Source organism: Paenibacillus sp. OK076, assembly GCF_900110055.1.
GTDB lineage: Bacteria > Bacillota > Bacilli > Paenibacillales > Paenibacillaceae > Paenibacillus.
This window is the reverse complement of sequence record NZ_FOCH01000002.1, coordinates 412,349-433,345: the sequence shown is the minus strand read 5'-3', so window position 1 is coordinate 433,345 and position 20,997 is coordinate 412,349. Positions and strand designations below refer to the sequence as shown.

Annotated in this window: 17 protein-coding genes; 2 read left to right on the top strand and 15 right to left on the bottom strand. The window is 48.6% G+C overall.

Annotation, left to right across the window (positions count from 1 at the left end; genetic code table 11):
• Nucleotides 1-33 precede the first annotated feature (33 nt).
• Nucleotides 34-615 (top strand): hypothetical protein, encoded by a 582-nt coding sequence (locus BMY78_RS32620; protein ID WP_143067062.1) that lies wholly within the window; start codon nt 34-36, stop codon nt 613-615.
• Nucleotides 616-715: 100 nt separating this feature from the next.
• Here BMY78_RS32620 and BMY78_RS20760 read toward each other — a convergent pair whose 3' ends face one another.
• From BMY78_RS20760 to BMY78_RS20720, 9 genes are all read right to left on the bottom strand, one after another.
• Nucleotides 716-2,047 (bottom strand): MFS transporter, encoded by a 1,332-nt coding sequence (locus BMY78_RS20760; protein ID WP_090903232.1) that lies wholly within the window; start codon nt 2,045-2,047, stop codon nt 716-718.
• Between the two features lie 72 nt (nt 2,048-2,119).
• A complete protein-coding gene (locus BMY78_RS20755; RefSeq protein ID WP_090903230.1) occupies nt 2,120-3,298 on the bottom strand; it encodes a winged helix-turn-helix domain-containing protein in 1,179 nt (392 codons plus the stop codon).
• A gap of 139 nt (nt 3,299-3,437) precedes the next feature.
• Nucleotides 3,438-4,232, bottom strand: coding sequence for an ABC transporter ATP-binding protein (locus BMY78_RS20750; protein ID WP_063567603.1), 795 nt, complete (start codon nt 4,230-4,232; stop codon nt 3,438-3,440).
• Between the two features lie 2 nt (nt 4,233-4,234).
• Nucleotides 4,235-5,095 carry an ABC transporter permease gene (locus BMY78_RS20745; RefSeq protein WP_064642035.1) on the bottom strand — a complete coding sequence of 287 codons (861 nt, stop codon included), beginning with the start codon at nt 5,093-5,095 and terminating at the stop codon, nt 4,235-4,237.
• A 150-nt stretch (nt 5,096-5,245) separates the two neighbouring features.
• Complete coding sequence (locus tag BMY78_RS20740) at nt 5,246-6,295, bottom strand: ABC transporter substrate-binding protein (protein WP_090903226.1); 1,050 nt, start codon at nt 6,293-6,295, stop codon at nt 5,246-5,248.
• Nucleotides 6,296-6,634: 339 nt separating this feature from the next.
• On the bottom strand, nt 6,635-7,495 hold the full coding sequence (locus BMY78_RS20735) for a phosphotransferase family protein (protein WP_090903224.1): 861 nt from the start codon (nt 7,493-7,495) through the stop codon (nt 6,635-6,637).
• Nucleotides 7,496-7,517: 22 nt separating this feature from the next.
• Nucleotides 7,518-8,090: a TetR/AcrR family transcriptional regulator gene (locus BMY78_RS20730; protein ID WP_090903222.1), complete on the bottom strand. Its 573-nt coding sequence runs from the start codon at nt 8,088-8,090 to the stop codon at nt 7,518-7,520.
• Between the two features lie 157 nt (nt 8,091-8,247).
• Complete coding sequence (locus tag BMY78_RS20725; protein WP_177185822.1) at nt 8,248-8,895, bottom strand: helix-turn-helix transcriptional regulator; 648 nt, start codon at nt 8,893-8,895, stop codon at nt 8,248-8,250.
• Nucleotides 8,896-8,908: 13 nt separating this feature from the next.
• On the bottom strand, nt 8,909-9,796 hold the full coding sequence (locus BMY78_RS20720; protein ID WP_062321303.1) for an oxygen-dependent tRNA uridine(34) hydroxylase TrhO: 888 nt from the start codon (nt 9,794-9,796) through the stop codon (nt 8,909-8,911).
• A 416-nt stretch (nt 9,797-10,212) separates the two neighbouring features.
• On the opposite strand from BMY78_RS20720, the gene BMY78_RS20715 reads away from it, so the two are divergent.
• A complete protein-coding gene (locus BMY78_RS20715) occupies nt 10,213-13,422 on the top strand; it encodes an InlB B-repeat-containing protein (protein ID WP_090903220.1) in 3,210 nt (1,069 codons plus the stop codon).
• 83 nt (nt 13,423-13,505) lie between these two features.
• On the opposite strand, the gene BMY78_RS20710 is transcribed toward BMY78_RS20715, so the two are convergent.
• From BMY78_RS20710 to BMY78_RS20685, 6 genes are all read right to left on the bottom strand, one after another.
• Nucleotides 13,506-14,930, bottom strand: coding sequence for a YfcC family protein (locus tag BMY78_RS20710; RefSeq protein WP_256222239.1), 1,425 nt, complete (start codon nt 14,928-14,930; stop codon nt 13,506-13,508).
• Nucleotides 14,931-14,934: 4 nt separating this feature from the next.
• On the bottom strand, nt 14,935-16,128 hold the full coding sequence (locus tag BMY78_RS20705) for a M20 family metallopeptidase (protein ID WP_090903217.1): 1,194 nt from the start codon (nt 16,126-16,128) through the stop codon (nt 14,935-14,937).
• 374 nt (nt 16,129-16,502) lie between these two features.
• Nucleotides 16,503-17,411: a LysR family transcriptional regulator gene (locus BMY78_RS20700; RefSeq protein ID WP_090903215.1), complete on the bottom strand. Its 909-nt coding sequence runs from the start codon at nt 17,409-17,411 to the stop codon at nt 16,503-16,505.
• Between the two features lie 129 nt (nt 17,412-17,540).
• The gene (locus BMY78_RS20695) at nt 17,541-18,650 is read right to left on the bottom strand and encodes a hypothetical protein (protein WP_143067061.1); all 1,110 of its coding nucleotides are present in this window, start codon (nt 18,648-18,650) and stop codon (nt 17,541-17,543) included.
• Nucleotides 18,651-18,705: 55 nt separating this feature from the next.
• Complete coding sequence (locus BMY78_RS20690) at nt 18,706-20,211, bottom strand: sensor histidine kinase (RefSeq protein ID WP_090903211.1); 1,506 nt, start codon at nt 20,209-20,211, stop codon at nt 18,706-18,708.
• Nucleotides 20,208-20,918: a response regulator transcription factor gene (locus BMY78_RS20685; protein ID WP_090903209.1), complete on the bottom strand. Its 711-nt coding sequence runs from the start codon at nt 20,916-20,918 to the stop codon at nt 20,208-20,210. The genes BMY78_RS20690 and BMY78_RS20685 overlap by 4 nt, the downstream gene beginning before the upstream one ends.
• Nucleotides 20,919-20,997: the final 79 nt, after the last annotated feature.

Here is a 20,997-nt window from a genome sequence, read left to right as displayed (position 1 = left end):
ATGGTATATTGAAGAAAGGGCGGTGTATGTACAATGCCGAATCATAACGTATTCAACCCGCAGAACAGCCCTGTCTATACTTCCATCACAAACACGTTTACTTCACCCGGCATTGTCGCTCCGCCTGAGACAAATGCCGGCAGTACGGGAAATCTGTATAATGCAGGTTCAACCAACTCCACGACACTAGGATTGCTGGGTGGCAGTGTTATTGCTACTGTACAACTGACAAACCCCGCCGGGAGCGGTAAAACTGTATATATATCACGGCTCTCCGGCGGAATAACCATCGCACTAAATCTGCTCTCTTCCTTTAGCGGCAGTATGAGTCTAAGCACAAACGGAACGATAACATCACCAACCACTCTAACACCCGTAAACAATAATTTATCAAGCAGTAACACCAGTATTGCAACAGTACGATTCTCCGCAGCTGCCCCCACGGGTAGCACAACCTTATTGGCTATGCCTTTGCAGGTAGGTCCTTTTTTATCCAATGAACTAGGACGCTACGTAATTCCTCCCGGTCAGTCCATTAACCTATCCGTTAGTGGTTCCCTCACTGTTGGGGGACTAATGGCCTCCACCTCCTATTTCTCCTGGTGGGAAGTATGATGTACTGCCCTATTCGATCGAAATAGCCGCTTACGGATAAGTCCGTAGCGGCTGTTGATCGTTTATATTCTTTTTACCGTAACGATGGTAATCATGGCTGTCAGACTGACTTCTGCCCAAGTTCTCCAGTTGACTCCGCCGGATGCGGTTGTTTCCCCTCCCATAAGATTCGTTGCAGCAGCATGCCTGCCAAACCAATAGCCAGTGTCGCCATTCCGATATATTGAAATGTGGGACTCGGTCCCACGCTCCGAATCAAGGCACCGCCTGCAAGTGGAGCTACGACCAGCACGACACTGGAAAGCGAGTTTTGAATACCGAATACACGACCTACATAGGTAGGAGGGGTTTCCTTTTGCAGCAAGTAATTCAACGTCACCATAAACAGGCCATTACCCACTCCGATGCATAAGCCCCAGATGATGATCCAGAACTCGGACGTTTGGGAACTGACCCAGCCAAGCGCAGCGATTCCGGCACCAATCAGTACATATCCTCCACCCAGCCCCCAGCCATATCCGATTCGGGGAAGTCGATTCAACAGTAGAATGATCACAACCGCACCTGCCCCAGCGGATGATCCCAGCCAGCCGATCAGGGCTTCGTTGCCCGGCTTGATCTCACGAAACAGCGTCGTAAACTGGTAATCGATCATCAGGATCGCCATTAATCCAAAGCAACCAAACAGAATCGTACTCAGAAGGGTGCGGCTGCTCTGGATAAAACGCCAACCCTTCTGCCATTGAGTGAATAGGGATTCCGTGGTCTCCCCCGTTTCCAAAGGACCTCCGTCCGATGAAGATGATTCTGGATTCTCTGTTAGACACCGTAAAGGCCATAATACGGCTCCGGACAACAGACGTGTACAAGCATTGATTAAAATACAGACTTGTGGTGAAAATACGGCCACAATGACTGCACCTAACAGCGGCCCCGCTACTTTGGAGCATTGGTTCACAAAACCGTTCAGTGACGATGCCTGGAACAAATGCTGCTCTGCTACCACTTGGCGCGTAAGTGCCTGCTGCGCAGGAACATGGAATACCCCCATCATCGCTCGTAAAGCAAGAAGCGGCAGCAGCCAAGCCGCACTTGGCGCGAACAGAATGGCAACCGTTAATACAACGGTGATCCCATCACATATCATCATGATTTTCACCTTCTGCAAACGATCAGCCAATGCACCTGCCACCGATCCAAGTACGATACCCGGAACAGCCATACATACCGGAATAAGGGCAATGATCAGCGGATCAGCACCCCAACGATAAGCGACCATTACCTGGATGGCGAGCGCGTCAAACCAATCTCCAAATGTCGCGAGTGAATACGCAATAAACATCCGCATAAAGCGGAAGTTGGCCCATAGGCTTTTGGAGGAGCCATTGGACGAAATGGATGATGGATTGGGTTCATTTGAAATGACGGTCATACGTTATACTTCCTCCCCTGATTACAGCCTTGTTGCTGGCTTATATGTTCCTTGGCTGTAATCATAAGGGTGTTATATCAGAGGAAGATCAGAGGATGGAGCAAACGGGGATAAAAATGTGCGGATTTCATCCACAATTTGCTGTCCATAAACAGGCACGCCGTAACTTTTGGAGATATCCGCATAGACTTGACGGTATTTAGTTCGAAGACGCCCCTCTATGCGATGGTGTGCCATGAACAACAATATCTGGTAGGCCGAATTGAGATATAGCGGTGCGTTCAATGTCATTTTCAATACGTCCAGACCATCGTCCATTCTCGGCTCTGCCTCTCGGATCCTCCCTTGTCTAAGCAGCCATAGGCCTTCCATAACTTGAAAGCGTCCGATTTCCCGCAAGTATGGCGCATCTTTCAACCCGGAACGCAGAGCAGCCATCTTATCCTCTACCGCTTCTCCGCTGCCACCCCACAGTTCCACATACAACGCTGAGAGTTTTACCGGAAGTCTGAAATGGATCAGTTCATCTTGTTCCATCACATGATACGTTTCAATAAGTCGAGCTTTGGCTCGTTCATACTGGCCCACCTCTGCGTAGACTTCAACAATGTTCAGAATACGAAGTTCTCGAAGCTGTTCGGCAGACAATGCGGATGAATTCAGAGCCTTTTCGTACAAGGGCAAGCTCTCCGATGGTTCAATCAGGGTATGTGTAAAAATCAGCAGCCAGTACAAACGTTCCTCGAAGGGAATTTCCGTTGTGGTAATCAGCCATTCCAGATCTCCCTGAATAAAGTGGATATACAACTGATAAAATGGATCAATCTCAATACCCAGCGCTTCTTGCTGATCCAGCAGCGTGAGCATCGATTTGCCCTGCCCATACAGATGGTATTTGCGGAACAATCCATGTATCACTTCTCGCATCTCCTGATCTTGGGCGGAAGGGTTAGAAGGCAATATCGCAACATTCGATCGAATGTTAAGCCGGTAACCATAACCACGCACGGTCTCCAGTGCAATTTCTTCCCAACATTTCAGCTTCTTGCGCAGTCGATACACATGGTCGTCCACGGTGCGTTCAACCGGATATTCCAGGGGCCATACCCGGTCCAGCAGTTGGCTGCGAGTAAAGGCTTTTTCCTTGTTTTCATACAAAAAATGCAGCAGTGCAAATTCCTTCGCCAGCAGGCGAATCGAATCGGTACGCCGGGTTACGGTGTATGTTCCTTCATCGAATTGTAACGACATGCTCGGCCCTCCTATGTATGCTTACTACTTGTAGTCCTTATTCTGTTCAACATACCACAAAAACCCTTTGCGAGAACGCAAAAGGTTTCTGTACTGAGATGTACTGGCTCTCTTGGTTGATCGCAAGATGCTCCTGGATTTAACCCAGCACCACGCGATCATCGGCCATTTTTTTACCACTGATACGTTCAAACTCACCCAATAGCTCAGGTACGGTAAGTGTGCGCTTGCGCTCTTCACTAACGTCCAAAATAATCCGGCCTTTGTCCATCATAATTAGACGATTGCCCAAACGTATGGCCTGCTCCATATTGTGTGTGACCATCAACGTTGTGAGTCTCATCTCACGTACAAGCGTCTCTGTCAGCTCTGTGATCAGCTCCGCACGAGAAGGATCAAGCGCAGCCGTATGCTCGTCTAGCAGCAAAATTTGCGGCTGGGTGAATGTTGCCATCAGCAGGCTGAGCGCCTGGCGCTCACCGCCAGATAGAAGACCCACTTTGGCATTGGGGCGTTTGTCGAGTCCAATGCCGAGTTTCTCCAATTGAGCGTTGAAAATCTCCCGTCTGGCACGGGTCACTCCAAAGCCCAGTCCACGGCCCTTGCCGCGTTTGTACGCCATCGCCATATTCTCCTCAATGGACATATGCGGTGCTGTACCCGCCATCGGGTCCTGAAACACACGGCCAATCCAACTGCTGCGTTTATGCTCAGGCAGGCTTTTGATAGAACGGTCATTGATAAGCACATCGCCCATGTCGGGCTTCATGACGCCTGAGATAATGTTCATCAACGTTGATTTTCCTGCGCCGTTACTGCCAATCACCGTCACGAAATCCCCCGGATTCATGGTCAGATTTACACCAACCAGTGCGGTCTTCTCGTCCGTCGTTCCCGGATTAAACAGTTTGGTTACTTGTGTAATCTCAAGCATGATCACATGCCTCCCTTCGCCTGTTGGCTCGACGAGCCCATCAGCTCTTCGGTTCGTTTGCGAGCCAGACTTTTCTGCTTCATGGAGCGCTGCATAGTTGGGAAAACAAGTGCGATAATAACGATCACCGCGGTGATCAGCTTCAGATCGGATGTGTCGAACCATTCGACCTGGAGTGCGATCGCGACCACAATCCGGTAAATAATTGAACCGACGACGGCCGCAAGCGTGGCCCAGAATACGGTTCTTGCACCCAGAATGGCTTCCCCGATAATAACGGAGGCCAGTCCGATAACGATCATCCCAATTCCCATCGTAATGTCTGCAAAACCGGATTGCTGTGCAATAAATGCCCCAGACAGCGCAACAAGTCCGTTGGACAGACTGACACCAACGATGGTGGTCACATCCGTATTCGCGCCGAAGCTGCGAATCATGCGTTTGTTGTCACCTGTAGCACGCAGTGCCAGTCCGATATCGGTTTTCATGAATAGATCCAGCATGATTTTGAATACCAGCACAACCACGATAATGATAATCATGACATGCTCTCCCGAGAAGGGATTATCCATGCCCATAATGGATTTATTAGGTGCACCAAGAATACGCATATTAATCGAATACAAGGCAATCATCATCAGAATACCGGATAACAGCCCGTTAATTTTGCCTTTGGTGTGCAGCAGACCCGTACAGGCGCCAGCCACCATTCCTCCAGCCATTGCTGCCAAGCAAGCGAGCCAAGGAGAGAAGTCGTTGGATATCATGACCGCCGCGATTGCGCCTCCAGTTGTAAAACTTCCGTCTACGGTGAGATCGGGGAAGTCCAGTATGCGGAATGTAATATATACACCCAGTGCCATCAGTGCATACAACAATCCAAGCTCGATTGCCCCTTCAATTGAACCCCAAGTCAAATTCACATTGCTTCCTCCCTGTCTATCGAAAAGAATGAGGCGAACCCGTCTGCACGTCCGCCTCGAATCCCTACTGCCGGAGGATCTCCGGCCAGATTATTGAATAATGTTGGTATCCTGGTCCTTCACTTCTGCCTTCATCTCATCCGTAACGGTAATGCCTTGAGCTTCAGCCGCTTTCAGGTTCAGAATCAAATCCAGCTTGTCCGGCACGGTGACTTTCATGTCACCGGGTTTCGTACCATTTTTCAAAATGTCCGCAGCCATTTCACCCACTTGGTATCCGTGATCGTAGTATTTGAAACCTACAGTTGCGAAAGCTCCTTTTTCCACGGTATCCCGGTCACTAGAGAAGAACGGAATTTTATTTTTGTTCGCTGTCTGGATGATTGTATCCACTGCGCTAACTACCGAGTTATCCAGTGTGATATAGAAGGCATCTACTTTGCCAACCAGAGAATCGGTTGCCTGTTTTACTTCGGATGTGTTCGTAACTGGTGCTTTGACCAGCTTGATATTATGTGTAGCCAGTGCTTTTTCTGCATTGTTCGCCATCACAACCGCATTCGGTTCGCCCTCGTTAATAACCAGTCCTACCGTCTTCACATCCGGCAAATATTTGGCGATAAAATCAGCCAATTGCACAATCGCCTCCGGGTTCGTATCCGATGCACCTGTTACATTGCCGCCTGGCTTGTCCATGTCACTCACCAGTTTGGCACCCAGCGGGTCCGTCACTGCCGCGAACAGCAATGGCTTATCCTTCACTTGTTGAGCCAGAGCCAGTGCGGATGGTGTTGCAATCCCCAGGATCAAATCATTTTTGGAATCCCCGGCAATCTTCTGGGCAATGGACAGGTTGTTCGTTGAATCGCCTTGAGCGTTATTGTAGTCAATCGTCAGATTCTTGTTCTCTTCAAGACCAGCATCCTTCAGCGCTGCAATGAATCCTTCACGTGTGGCATCCAGCGATGGATGCTCGACGATTTGCGAGATCGCAATGCGATACGATTTTTCTGCCGTACCTTCATCTGTTGTGCTGCCTGATCCCTCGGTCGTTGTGCTACCGCCGCTGTTATTTCCGCAACCTGCCGCTACGATCATAGATGCAACCATCATCAGAGACATTAAGAATTTCTTTTTCATGTGTGAGAACCCCTCTCCATCTTCTAAAATGTTGATGCCCTCATCGTTATCCAAGTGACACGATAGGGCGGGACAAAACGAACGCTTCAACGCATTGTTGCTTTGATCGACAAAAGCAGACAAATATAGACTTTTCTCATGCGACTGAAGTCCATGACTCGTGTTGGTATTTTATTGTTTCCCTAATATTAAGGTGCGACATGTTTCCCGTCAATGGTTGAACCGCTTCCAATTTGGATTCATTGCAGATACGTGAGAGAAAACATTACATAAAACAAAAAACCACCCACAACGTTCTGTAGATGGTACCGTTGGCAAAGCTAATAGATAGGCTATTATTCATGGATATGGAGTATCGAGTCTTCTTCTAATTTCATCTATGAGCATTTTTTTCTCCGCATCGGATATCCCATCCGCAATCAGTTTACGCGCTGCAACAGGAGCAATCCAGGGTTCAATGTCTGCGTAACCAATACCGGAAAGATTCTCATATTCTTCCATAAATATGTGGATACTTGCCTCTCTCGTAGCATCAAGAGCAACCATCGCCTCATGTGGCAGATGAGGTGGCAGTATGGCGTATCGAATCATAATGATATATTCGGCCAAGTCAGCTTCGGGATTTCCGGTAGAGGCATTGTTCCAGTCGATAATGACTGCATCATTGTCCCTAAGAAGTATGTTACCCGGATTGGGATCACCGTGACATAGCTGCTGCTTCATTGGTAATCGATCCAATTGGTCAATCACGGCAGCCTTCTCCGTTTCAGTCAGATATTGTGCTGCTAGAATATTATGCTTGAAATTTTCCCGCTGACTCGGCATATGGGCAACCGAATGCGAATGAATCTGGTGAAAGAGCTGTGCTGTAATTCGGGCATTTACAAAGTCCTCCCTGATATCCAAAGGCTGCTGCATACGGTACTGCTCTACTGATCTGTCTACAAAGCGCTTCATGATCGTCTCGCCATCAATCCGTTCAAATACAATACCTGATCGTCCCTCAACAGTCACCAGGTCATATGGCTGGGGAACCGGCAGCCCACACGAGGAAGCTATTCGACAGTGATGAAGTTCGGCCTCCAATGCAGCCGTAACGGTATTGGGCTTCGCCAGCTTGACGATCTTGCTTCCATCTTCCCATTCGAACACCTCCGCACATCCACCTTCACCAATTTTGTGGCCAAGCCTATGGACCATGCTGCTCACCCCTTCAACGGATTTAATAAGTGAGACCTTCCTTATGCAGCAACATCTCGTACATTTCCCGGATCATTTCAATCGCTTCCTTTATGTCCAGCTCCAAGGTGTGCGAGTTCAGAAGTGTTCCGATGCCGATTAAATAGATCATGAGCTTTAAGAAAATGCGCTTGAGTTGCTCGACAGATACATTCTGTAACCGTCTGCTATATCGCATATAGAACGTAGTTAACTCTTCGCCCAGAAACTGATCTGTGTGAGGGTTATATTGCCGATAACCTGATAGATACAAGGCTCGAAATAGCTGCTTCTCGTTCTGTGCAAAGTACAGGAAACCGATGGTCAGGTTCAACGCAGGGGAATTCGCATCGTCCTTATACTCCACCATACTGTGACGGGCAAATTCGGCAGCCTTGTCATACACGTTTGATTTCAACTCTTCGATGTTATTAAAGAGACTATAGATCGGTTGGGTGGAACAATGGAGCGCCTGAGCAACGTTTCGTGCAGTTAGCGCCTCCAAGCCTTGGGTCCGTACAAGCTCAAAGGCGGCAGACAATACTTTGTCCTGCGTAATGTCGGATTTGGGTGGCATTTCTTTCTCCTCCCCTCGTTGATAACACATGTTATATAACGTATGTTATTACGGTTTAATTCATGTGTCAAGTCAACTTACTAGCCGAGATTTTTCATATTAAAAATCTTCAAAAAAAAGAGACTGTTTCGAGTGATCGAAACAATCTCCATACATGCTAATTCCCAGCCGCTTCGCGAATCTGGTACGTGCATTTTTTGCCGCCCTCTGCATAACATTCGGTGCGTTCCACATCAGCCTGTAGCAATGAACGGAACAGCTCCAGTTCACAACGGCAAGCCTGTTTATAGACACTCGCTACCTGCACAATGGGGCAGTTCAGCTCGGTAAGCACATAGGTGCCATCCTCTTCCTTGGAGGCATCCGCCATATATCCGTTTGCATTCTGTATACGCGCGAGTTCCTCGACACGTCCGGCCAGATCCTGACCTTCCATCTGCGGCTGTCCGCTGCGAAGCAGCTTGTCCCGACGGCTCTCGAACAATGCATCCACGACACCGCTGCCCGCTGAATCCGACAGTTCCTCCAGCAGCTCCAGGGTTAGTGATGAATATGATTTTGGGAAAAAGCTATCCCCGCGTACCGTCAGATGGTACACAGCCGATGGACGTCCTGCTGTCGCTCTGGCTTCCCGAACTTCTATCCATCCATCCTGCTCCAGTGCCGTGAGGTGACGGCGAATCGCCATGCCGGTCAGACCAAGCTCAGCTGTCATTTCCCTTGCGGTCATTGTGCCTTGCTGCTTCAGCATGAACAAAATCCGTTCACGCGTCGTTCGTTCCTCTTCGCGCTTCACGTTCAGCACCTGCTCTCCCTGCTTATGCGGTTACCGGTGCTGCCTCCCGGCAGGCATCCGAGCAAAAGCGGTTATGCGTCTCTTCGCAATCCTCACAGCATACATGCTGCAGGTTGCAGGTTGGACAATTAATATAACGGTCATGTGTCGTTCCACAGTGATAACAGCTAGCAATCACGATATCTTCATCCGTCCGGTTAATCGGCACGGAAATACGCTCGTCAAATACATAACATTTGCCATCAAACAGACGACCTTGTACCTCATCGTCCTTACCATAGGTAACAATTCCGCCATCAAGTTGTGCCACGTCCTGGAAACCTTCGTTAATCATGAACCCAGTCAGCTTCTCACAACGGATGCCGCCAGTACAGTAGGTAATGATCTTTTTGTCCTTCATGTCACCCAGGTTCTCCCGAATCCATTCCGGAAACTCGCGGAACGACTCAACGTCCGGACGAATCGCACCTCGGAAATGACCAATTTCGTACTCGTAGTCATTACGGCCGTCAATTACAATAACATCCTCCTGTTGAAGATGCTCGTAAAATTCTTTTGGGGACAACCGTTTACCGCTAATGACGTTCGGGTCCAATTCTTCGTCCACACGGAACGTAACCAGCTCGGCTTTGTGACGAACAAATATTTTTTTGAACGCATGCTCTTCGACATCATCAATCTTAAATACCATATCGCTGAACAGCGGGTTGGCATGCATATCCTTCATATACTGTTCGGTTTGCTCTGGTGTACCGGATACAGTACCGTTGATGCCTTCCGAGGCAATCAGAATACGGCCTTTTACCCCCAGGTCCTTACAGTATTGCAGATGCTCTTGCGTAAACGTTTCAGGGTCTTCAATCTTCACGAACTTATAATATAAAAGCACGCGGTACGCGCTGTTACACATGTGTATCACCTGTTCCTATTCCATGTTGTTATTGGCCGGATCATCCGACAAGACTACAACGTTGCAACCTTGCTTATTAAAAAGAAAAGAAACAGCCGTCCGAAACAATGTCTCGAACTGCTGCTTTGAACATTCGACTTTTATTCCTGCATTCTAGTTTATCGGAAGCGGAATAGCTTAGTCAATATAAATGTATAGAAAGGGATGAAAGTTATGGAACATATTTTACATATATGATGTGCTTCTGGAAAATCCGAAGAATTATTTTAAATTTGGACGAAAAATTTATTTTTTTTTGAATAGGGATCATTTAAACTAAGCTCATCCTTATATGGCCTACCCCTGTGAAATTAGAAAGTGCAGTAGACAGAACTAAGCATAACGTAAACATATTTGTTAGGAAAGCGGGTGTAAAATTGGTACGTTTATCACTATTCAAGAAAATAAGCATCATCGGGCTGGTATTCCTCATTGGACTGAGTGGCCTGTGGAATCTTTCGAGCATTGTACAGCCGGCGCACGCTGCGGCAGCAGTTCCCTATGTTGGTGAGATCCGTTTATTCCCGTATAGCGCCGGCCCGACAGGATGGATGCCCGCCAGAGGACAGACGCTCTCTATAGACCAAAATACAGAGCTCTACTCGCTGCTAGGAAATAACTATGGCGGTGACGGAAAATCAACATTTTCCTTACCTGACCTTACCCACGCTGCACCAGAAGGGATGGGCTATTACATAGCTATGAATGGTACATTCCCTCCCCGAAACACAGACCATCCATTCAGCCAAAATGCGGTGTTAGGCGAGGTTCGCCTATTTCCTTATGCCTACTCTCCTACGGGTTGGTTATCTGCTGATGGCCGGAGCGTTAATACATCCGTATACTCGGCTCTATATGAAATGATTGGTACAACCTACGGATCAGACAAACCGGATGAATTCAAGCTGCCTAACCTCCCAGAGATTAATGGTGTACATTACGCTATATTTACGGACCCAACCAACCAAGCCGAGAAAGGTACAGGTAATGAGTTCATAGGTGAGATTATTCCCATGTTAGTCAATCTTCCGTTAAAAAACTGGATATTGGCGAATGGTTCCACTCTTACCACCAACAATAATCAGCCCCTGTTTAGTCTATTGGGCACCAAGTTTGGCGGCAATGGTTCGAGCGAATTTAAAGTGCCCAATCTGAATGGCAGCCAGCCTGACCTCGTATATTACATTTCAAATGAAGGAACATTCCCCATTTTAGACGGTGTGCGACTTCCAGTAGCAGCCGAAGACACCTATACCACCAACTCAAACTCGGCTTTGGTTGTGCCTGCGCCTGGTTTGCTTGCCAATGATAGCGATGCATCTTCCGTTATTTTGAAAAGTGGCCCGATGAACGGAACACTGGTACTGCATGCGGATGGAGCGTTTACTTATACTCCAAGCACCAATTATGTGGGCAGCGACAGCTTCACCTACAGTGCCAAGAATCAATGGGATACAAGTATTCCAGTGTTAGTGACCATAAACGTTAAGCAAAGCATCCCCCCAATAGTCAGCGGTGTATCGGACGGCGGATTATATAATCATACGGTGACACCAACCTTTGATAACGGTACGGCTACGCTGAATGGCGCTGCATTCACGAGTGGCACTACAGTAATGGCCGACGGCGTTTATACTTTGGTGGTGACCAACAGTATTGGCATTACAACGTTGACTTTTTCCATTGATACAGCAGCTCCTGTTGTATCGGGTGTCACCGATAATGGAAAATACAATGAAGGCCCAACAATCACTTTTAATGAAGGAACAGCCACTCTGAACGGTTCACTCTTCAGCAGCGGAGAAACGGTCCAATCTGAAGGAGAATATGTACTGATTGTTACCGATAGTGCAGGCAATACCACAAGCCTACATTTCAGTTTTTATACACCGCGTACTGTAATGTTTAACAGTAACGGTGGTTCTGAAGTAACCGAACAAACGGTATATTACGGTGACAAGGTTATTGTTCCAGCAGATCCAACTAAAGCAGGATACACTTTCGCTGGCTGGCATAATGACTCAGCTTTGAACCAAGTTTTCGATTTCGATAATACAACTGTCACCCACAATCTCACCCTGTATGCGAAATGGACGGTCAACTCCTATACCGTTAACTTCGAAACTAATGGTGGGTCAGTGGTTCCTGATCAGACAGTCACGTATGGTGAGTTGGTGAAAGCTCCTGACGTTCCAACCAAAGCAGGACACACTTTCGCTGGCTGGTATACTGAGCCTGAATGGAGTACGCCATTTGACCTGAATACTAGATCGATTGTCCAGGACACCACATTGTATGCAAAATGGACACCAAACACATATAAGGTAACGTTCAATACACTTGGAGGATCAGCAGTATCCGATGCAGCTGTTGAATACGAAAAGAAACTTTCAGCACCTGCTTCGCCAAGCCGTTCTGGCTATACGTTTGCAGGCTGGTATGCAGATCCCGAGTTGAAAACTCCATTCAACTTTACTCAAACAGAGATCACATCCGATCTGACCTTATATGCCAAATGGAGTGTTAATTCCACGCCACCATCAGGTGGTAATGATGGTAACAGCAGCGGCGGCGGCTCTGGTAACCAGAATAACAACGGGTCGAGCAGTCCCCCTTCGCCGCCTGATACCCTAACCCATTCGTCCACGAATGGACGTTTAACACTTGCAGCGGGGCACGCCGGGCAATTAAGTTTGGGCAATGACATTATGATATCCATCCCTGCCGGGGCGATGAACCAGGAACTCAAGGTTACCATTGAACAGATTGCAGATCCTTCTGCCTCGCTGACCCACCAGGTCCAGCTGCTCAGCCCGGTATATGAACTGCTCAAGAACGCTCCTCAAAACTTCACTGTGCCCGTAACCATAACCCTGACATTTGATCCATCAAAGTTGCAGAGCAATCAGCAGGCTAAACTATTCTACTTTGATGAAGAAAAACAGGTTTGGCTTTCCGCTGGTGAACCTACTGTGGAAGGCAAGCACATTCGGGTGAACGTAGATCATTTTACCAAATTCGCCGTGTTGGCGGTTGATCAGCCCAAAGAGCCAGCAGACATTTCGTTTCATGATGTCGAAGGACACTGGGCGAAAGAAGTCATCCAGCAAGCTACTCTTCAAGGCATCGTTAAAGGATATGCTGATGGAACATTCAAGCCGGATGCATCCATTACACGTGCAGAGTTTACGGTGATGCTGATGAATACCCTGAACACAGAGTACACGGAAGCGACATTATCTTTTACCGATCGTTCAAACATAGGAGCTTGGGCACAGTCTGCTGTAGCGCGTGCTTTACAGGCGGGATTTATTCAAGGAGACTCAAAAGGGGCTTTTCGCCCGAATGAAGCTGTCACTCGTGCAGAGATGACTGTCATGGTCGCCAACGCCATGCAATTAAAGGCAGACTCTGGCACCCAATCATCCTTTGCAGATGATGATCAGATTCCGTCCTGGGCCAAAACAGCTGTTGCTGGCTTGCAAAAGTCCGGGCTACTGAACGGCAAAGGGTTGAACTCCTTTGCTCCTAGAGACAACACTACACGTGCAGAAGCGGTTAAATTATTGCTGAGCATGCCAAAATAAAAAACATAGATAAAAGCCTGCGTTCTGGCAGTACCCTTTCGAAGTTTGAGAGGGGCTCCATAGAACACAGGCTCTTTGTTTTTCTAAGAATACTGAATGGCATTCGCAATAAGCATAAATACAATACCCATAGCGATCCACATCACCATCAGCGGCCAGAAGAATCTAACCCATTTCTGATACGGAATACCGGATACCGCGAGACTGCCCATCAAGGCTGAAGACGTTGGCAGAATCATGTTGGTAAAACCGTCTCCGAACTGGAACGCCAGTACGGCAGTCTGACGGGTAACTCCGAGCAGGTCCGATAATGGAACCATAATCGGCATCGTTGTTACGGCCATACCTGTACCCGAGGTGATGAACACGTTCATGATATTTTGGAAGAAGTACATACCCAATACCTGCACGGAGGACGGCAATTCGCCAACCGCTGTAGACATCCCGTATACTACGGAGTCAATTACGTTGCCTTGATCGAGGACAACCATAATTCCTCTCGCCAGACCGATGATAAAGGCACCATAGGCAATGCCACTTGCACCTTTGACGAATTCACTCGCAATTCGGCTAGGACCGAACCCGGAGACAAGACCAGCGATCACGCCCATGCTCAGGAAAAGAGCCGCCAGTTCTTCCATCCACCAGCCTTCTTTGGACACACCCCAGATTAACAGGGCAAAGCCAGCTACAATTGTAATGATGGTCAGAATATGTGTGATGCGAATCGTTGGCAGTTTGTTCAGGTCGACCGCAGGTGTATCTGCTGCCTGCTCCTGTTCCAGCTCATGCACCAAACCGCGAGTTGGATCAGACTTCACTCTGGACGCGTACCGCATAATATAGATACTTGTCACGGCGATGAGGCACACCAGTATAATGGCGCGCAGCCACATGCCCGAGAAGATCGGTACTTCTGCAATGGCTTGAGCCAGTCCCACATTGAACGGATTAAGCAATCCCGCGGTAAAACCACACGAGGCCCCCAGCGAGATCATCGCCGTACCCGTTAAAGCGTCATACCCCAGCGCACGCGCAATGGCGATCCCGATTGGTACAAAGACCATGACCTCTGTGGACATCCCCATCGTAAAGCCACCAACTGAGAACAAGGTGATGAATACCGGGATGACCCATAATCCTTTATTCGCGAACGAACGGGCTACCCTACCTGTAAGAGCTTCAATCGTTCCCGTGCTCGTAATGATCTGAAATGCTCCGCCGATGATGAAAATAAAGAATACAACGTCCGCAGAATCAACCAGTCCGCGAACGATAGACTTGGGAATATCCCATAGTCCCGTTGGATTGGCCTCTACATGATGGTAAGAACCCGGAACGAGCAAAGATTTGCCTGTCGCCTCATCCTTGACCCGATCAAATTCCCCAGCGGGAATAATGTAGGTCAGCACGGTAGCTACCAGCACCAAAATGAACAAAATGACGAAGGTGTGAGGCATTTTGAACCATGTACGCCGTTGTTGTGTTTGTTTTGTTATGTTTTCCAATTCATCATCCCTCGTCCTTCTGTTGTTTCCATGCTTCAAACTCATCCCGTACCTGCTGCAATGCTGCCTTGTCTGCGTACAGGTCGAACGCTGTCAGTGCAAGGGCCTTCGCCGCACGGTTTAGCTCAATCATGCCTTCCTCTGCTCCGGCAAGCCGGGCAAATTCAGGTGTGTGTGTTGTCGCATCTCCTAACCGAATATACGGATGGATCGCGGCTGTGATCTGGCTTACGTTACCAATATCCGAGGAACCCACACCGCCTGTTTGCGGTGGATCATGCACTTCAATGCCCATATCCTCCAGGTTCTGCTGGAACAGACCCGCCAGAGTTTTGTTGTTATTCCGCTCGGCATAGATCAGACCTTCTGTAATATCTACCGTAGCGCCAACGCCTTCCGCAGCATGGCGCACGACGCGGTAAACTTTGTCCATGACGACTTTCAGTTCTTCAACGGTCTTCGCCCGAATGATATATACGGCTTCAGCCAGCTCAGGCACCACGTTGGGCGCATCTCCACCCTTGGTAATAATCCCGTTCACCCGAACGTCATCCTTCAAATAAGGACGGAGTGAATTTATTCCCGCGTACGCGTTGACCAAGGCATCTAGCGCACTAATGCCCTTCTCAGGAGATGAGGCAGCATGTGCCTGTTTGCCGTGGAACGTAAAGGTTGCGTCCACACAAGCCAGCGCACCTCTCAGTACCATCGTTTTTTGCTGCGGGTGACACATCATGACGGCATCCATCTCATTGAATACGCCATCGTTCACCATAATGATCTTACCGCCGCCCTCTTCTTCAGCCGGTGTGCCAAGAACGATGATCCGTCCCGGAAGATCAGGGCAAGCTTCCTTGAGCGCCAGTGCTGCACCTACAGCAGAGGTTCCGATCAGATTGTGTCCGCAGGCATGTCCGATGCGGGGCAGTGCATCATATTCAGCGAGCAGTGCAATCGTGGGTCCACCTGGCTGGCCTTCCCATACAGCTCGGAACGAGGTGTCGAGGCCTGAAATGCCTTTTTCCACCTGAAATCCGGCTGCTTCCAGCGGTTCGGTTAACCATTGTTGTGCTTGGACTTCCTGAAAGCTAAGTTCAGGGTTAGCGTGAATGCGCAGCGATAATTCCCGCAAGTCGGGGTCCAGCCGATCTACAGTTTCTTTGATTTTTTGCTTCATATGAGCTGGGTCAGGATACATATTGTTTGGCCGCCTTTCTCCAATTACAGCATTTCTATATTCAATTCAATCGAATAAATATACAATCAGATTGGATATATTGTATGTGCGGCCAAGCCATAAGTAAATTCAAAAAAATTAAGGAATAGCCCATAAAAAATTTTATGGACTCGCTAGATCATGACATATGAATATCATTAGATGTTAGTATAGGACTGGTTTATTTGCATGTTAGCTAAGACTAAACCGGTATACATTTTGATCTTATGTACATCCTTCGAACGGGTACTCCCTATGAAAACGACACTGTCCAATAGCAATAAATCACCCTTTTTCACAATAAAACACCGGATAATTATGCATAAAGCAATGCATCGATTCCGCTATGTCTGTACCTAGCTTCCGTCCACAACATGCTGTGTTCCAGCCGTTTTCATCAAGTCAACAAAGCGACCCACCGTTGCCTGCTGCAGCACACTTTCCTTATACACCAACCACGTATTACGCCGCACTCCCTGTCCATTCTGTCGGATTAGCTCCTGCTGATGAAGGCCATCCGAAGCAGATACGAAAATGCCCGGAATAATCGCATAACCCAGCCCATAACGCACCATTTCCTTGCATGTCTCATAGCTGTCCACACGCATCGCTACAGTTGGTGAACATTCATAGCGCTCATACCACCAGGCCGCCACTCCCTCGCGGAATGGGCTCACGGGAGATCCACCCGTTTTCGTCAAGGGCTCCTGAAATGCGATTTGCGGAAGCTCGGGAAGTTCATCTAGATTGATGGGTTCACGGGATACAATGCAGACCGGTTCATCGTGCAGCAGATGTTTCCCCTCATACCATGGATGCTCCCCCCGTATGACACCTACCTGAATTTCATCCCGCATCAACAGTTCCATAACCTCCACACTCAGTGCACAGGTCACAGCAAACTGAACCTCAGGGTACAGCTCCTTGAACTGCTTCAATAAGGGAGGAAGCTTGTACAACGAATAATGATTGGCAATCCCGAGGCGCAGCGTTCCTTTGACTTCATTCCGAATGTTCGACAACTGCTCCTTGACCTGGTTAAGCTCATTGAGCATTTTACGGGCATAAATTGCGAGATGTTCTCCTTCGGGAGTGAACCTGGCGCCTTTTAACGTTTTATCGATAAGTGGCACGCCAAATTCCTTCTCCAATTGCTGCAAACGGTATGTCAAAGCCGGCTGGGTCATAAACATGCGCTCCGCAGCCTTGGTCAGACTGCTTTCCTCGGAAACGCTCAGCAGCAGACGGCAGTCCTTTTCATCCATGATCATGTTCCCCCTTCACTTCTCGTCTCTTCAGTATAACCCAGAAAACCAGCGTTACAGGTACAGAAAAAGCCCAACTCAATAGGAGTCAGGCCCGCCCTGCTGATTTGTTTCTTTTTCGATGATGATTTACTGCGAAATCGTAATGACCGAGGTGACAAAGTGGTACGATTCATTTTCCTGCACTGCCTGTGACAGCAAAATTCGGTTGCCCTCCGGACTCCAGCTCAACGGATCAGATGCGTTATCCATTTCGGCCGAGACCTGGAACTGCTCCGCCGATTCCGTATTGGAGACGAACAGCCCTTTCTCCTCATCACTCTCTGAATTGATCGTGTAGGCGATTTTGGAATCGTCACCAGACCAGCTCGTGCCGAAGATCTGCGTGCCTCTGGCAAGTGTGGCTTTTTCATTCCCTTCCAGATCGGTTAGCACCAGCGCCCGTTTGGTATCGGCTGTTTTTTTCACAATCGCCAGTCTTGAGCCATCGTTGGACGGGATTACCCTCTCTACACTTTTCAACACCTGCTTCACTTCCCTGGTCTTCGTATCGTAGCTATTCAACTGTCCGTCCGTGCCTGTGATGTAGTAAATCACATTCCCTGAAACGCTGACACTGCTTACATTGAAGTTTCCCGTCTTGACCAGCGCTTTGGTCGTTCCATCTACACTTGCTGATATAATATCTCCATTCATGTTTGGAAAGACGACATGCTCCTGATCCAGCCATGCGCCTTCAAAAACAAATCCATCGTCCTTGCCCGCAGGTACCACTTCCCCGTTGTGCAGGTTCAGAATGAAGCCTTTGCCTGTCGATTCCTCTGGTTCTCTGTAAAAAATATACTGACTATCCGGTGACACCAGTGGTGAGCCCAGACTCGCTTCACTTTCCTTCACGGGTGTATCTGTACCCTTCGTAAGATCGTACATGTATAAGTTATGTGGGTAACGTTTCTCACCCTCAACCGTGACAGGCTTCATGGACTCGTTTTCTTTATCCGACAAAATCAAGTCATTACTCAGCCACGCTACCCCGCGCATATTCGGCAGTTTATCGATTTTCTCCAGTTTAAAGCTCTGGTATACCGACGTATTTGTATTATCCTTCACCGTAATATCCGTGCCTGATTTCCCGTTCTGTGCATGATCCCCTGGTTTCGCTGTTCCCCCGCATGCTGTTGCCGATAATAGGACGATTGCCCCGAGCGTGCCCATAGCCGCCTGCTTCCAATTCATCATGGTCCCTCCTGAGTGCTTTCTATAGACCAAGCATACACATCGCATACTTCCAAAGTTATTCAGACTTGTTTCCAACTTGTAAACTTGAATGCGCCAAAGGGAAAACCAGCTGGAACGTTGTTCCTTCTCCATGTTTCGGATCGCCCGGCAACAATGTAATCATACCGCCCTGCTTCTCTACAAATTGCTTGACAAGGGATAGTCCCAGCCCGGTGCCCCCGGTTTTTCTGGCCCTGTCTTTGTTGACGGTGTAAAAGGGTTCAAAGATTTTCTCGCGCGCCTCATCCGGAATGGGCGTACCCGAGTTGAAGATGCGAATCACCGCTTGTCGCTCCTGCATTCGCAGTTCATTGCTTACCCGGATGACACCTCCCGGCACATTATATTTGATCGCATTATCCAACAGATTGATGAAAATATGCATGAGGCTCTCCCGATCGCTGCGGATCACCGCAGGCAGTAACGCCAGCTCCATGTTCAGCGCAAACTTCTCGGCTTTGCCCCGCATCCGGCCACAGGCATCCTCCAGTAGAGCTCGCACCTCCACGTCTTCCGCCTGATTCTCAAAATCATATTTCTCCAGGGCAGACAAATGTAATACCTTCTCAACCATCTCGTACAGCCGCTCGGTTTCCTTGCCAATATTGCTCGTGGCATCATCCAGCAATTGTGGATCATCTTTATACATGTCCAGCAGCTCCACATACGCCTTAATCGACGTAAGTGGCGTCTTGAACTCATGGCTGATGTTGCCGATATATTGTTTCTGCTGCTGCTCCAGGGCCTGAAGCTTCTCGATGGCGAGCTGGAGCTTCTGCTGCTCCGCATGCATGGCTTCAATATTTTGCTGAATCGATGTGCTCATATAATAAATGCCCTGTCCCAGCTCACCTAACTCATCCTTGCGACTCACGGGTGATTTGGTAATATAATAACCTTCACGAATGGAATCGGCAGACTTCTTCAAGCGGGTTATGGCAACGGCAAAGCGATTGTAGAAGAGATATCCCAGAATGAAGCTTAGTCCAACAACCGCAATCCCTGCCCACATAAACAACTGAAGAATACGGGCATAGAATTCATGATAGCTCTGAACCGGATACTGCATGCGTACAGCACCCATCTGTCCATCCGGGCCGTCGAGCGGTGCCATATATAGCAGGGTATCCCCCTGTTCGTGGTAAGCAATTTTATTTTGCAGCGCATAGTTCAGCGTCGCTGTGATATCTGGACTTTCTTCAGACATGATTGATGAACCCACCTGCTGTCCCTTCATATCATAAAGCGCGATGGGCAGACCTGTGGAGCTTGCAAGCTCCTGCGCCAGCCTGCGGCCATTTTGCTGTAAAAAAACCTCCTGCTCCAGACGAACAGACTCGGTATAGTACGACTGCCGCACATTCAGATTCACCAGACGGGTCTGCTGAGACAGAATAGTCTCGATCTGCGTCTGCTGGTTGCGTTCAATACCGCGCAGTACAAGAGAACTGAGCACAACGACGGTCAGGATCAGCAAGGCGGCCAGAAAAACGCTAAACTTCAGCTTGATGCTGACTCTCATACCAAGCCGCCCGGTTCAGGGGCTGAGGCCTTATAACCAATGCCGTATACCGTCTGCAATTTTTGCTGGTCGGTATCGCCGATCTTTTTGCGCAGCCGCTGAATATGAATATCCACCGTGCGTGTGCCCCCGGCATACTCCATGCCCCACACCCGGTCCAGCAGATCATCCCGCGTGTATACACGCTCAGGGTTGGACATCAGAATGGTCAGCAAGTCGAACTCTTTTGGCGTCAGATCCAGCTTCTCCTCATTCACCGTCACGGTGCGGTGAGCGATATGGATGCGCAGTGTTCCATTGACGATAGCCTGATTCTTGGGATCATCAGAGGGTGAACTGCTTTTCTCTACACGACGCATCAGTGCCTTTACCCGGGCGAGCAGTTCGCGGATCTCAAACGGTTTAGTCATATAATCATCCGCGCCCATTTCCAGGCCTACGATCTTATCCACGATGTCATTTTTGACGGTCAGCAAAATAATGCCGATATCCTCCCGATCCTCCAGCCTGCGGCATACGCCGTATCCGTCCAGTTTGGGCATCATCACGTCCAGAATCATGACCTGCGGATGGAATGAGGCCACCTTGACCAGCGCTTCTTCGCCGTCATTTGCTGTCTCTACTTCATATCCTTCACGCCGCAGCGCGTAAGCAATGGCACTGACGATGCTTGACTCGTCATCCACGACCAGCACTTTTTTATTCATCGGAATCATCCTCTATTATGTGTCATGAGTTATCGTATTCTTTGGATCTATGTTAACAAGGTATCGCCTGATTAGCTAT

Coding starts and splice junctions, on each gene's coding strand:
- BMY78_RS32620 (WP_143067062.1), top strand. CDS start 34: ATGCCGAATCATAACGTATTCAACCCGCAGAACAGCCCTGTCTATACT.
- BMY78_RS20760 (WP_090903232.1), bottom strand. CDS start 2,047: ATGACCGTCATTTCAAATGAACCCAATCCATCATCCATTTCGTCCAAT.
- BMY78_RS20755 (WP_090903230.1), bottom strand. CDS start 3,298: ATGTCGTTACAATTCGATGAAGGAACATACACCGTAACCCGGCGTACC.
- BMY78_RS20750 (WP_063567603.1), bottom strand. CDS start 4,232: ATGCTTGAGATTACACAAGTAACCAAACTGTTTAATCCGGGAACGACG.
- BMY78_RS20745 (WP_064642035.1), bottom strand. CDS start 5,095: ATGGCACTGGGTGTATATATTACATTCCGCATACTGGACTTCCCCGAT.
- BMY78_RS20740 (WP_090903226.1), bottom strand. CDS start 6,295: ATGAAAAAGAAATTCTTAATGTCTCTGATGATGGTTGCATCTATGATC.
- BMY78_RS20735 (WP_090903224.1), bottom strand. CDS start 7,495: ATGGTCCATAGGCTTGGCCACAAAATTGGTGAAGGTGGATGTGCGGAG.
- BMY78_RS20730 (WP_090903222.1), bottom strand. CDS start 8,090: ATGCCACCCAAATCCGACATTACGCAGGACAAAGTATTGTCTGCCGCC.
- BMY78_RS20720 (WP_062321303.1), bottom strand. CDS start 9,796: ATGTGTAACAGCGCGTACCGCGTGCTTTTATATTATAAGTTCGTGAAG.
- BMY78_RS20705 (WP_090903217.1), bottom strand. CDS start 16,128: ATGTATCCTGACCCAGCTCATATGAAGCAAAAAATCAAAGAAACTGTA.
- BMY78_RS20700 (WP_090903215.1), bottom strand. CDS start 17,411: ATGGATGAAAAGGACTGCCGTCTGCTGCTGAGCGTTTCCGAGGAAAGC.
- BMY78_RS20695 (WP_143067061.1), bottom strand. CDS start 18,650: ATGATGAATTGGAAGCAGGCGGCTATGGGCACGCTCGGGGCAATCGTC.
- BMY78_RS20690 (WP_090903211.1), bottom strand. CDS start 20,211: ATGAGAGTCAGCATCAAGCTGAAGTTTAGCGTTTTTCTGGCCGCCTTG.
- BMY78_RS20685 (WP_090903209.1), bottom strand. CDS start 20,918: ATGAATAAAAAAGTGCTGGTCGTGGATGACGAGTCAAGCATCGTCAGT.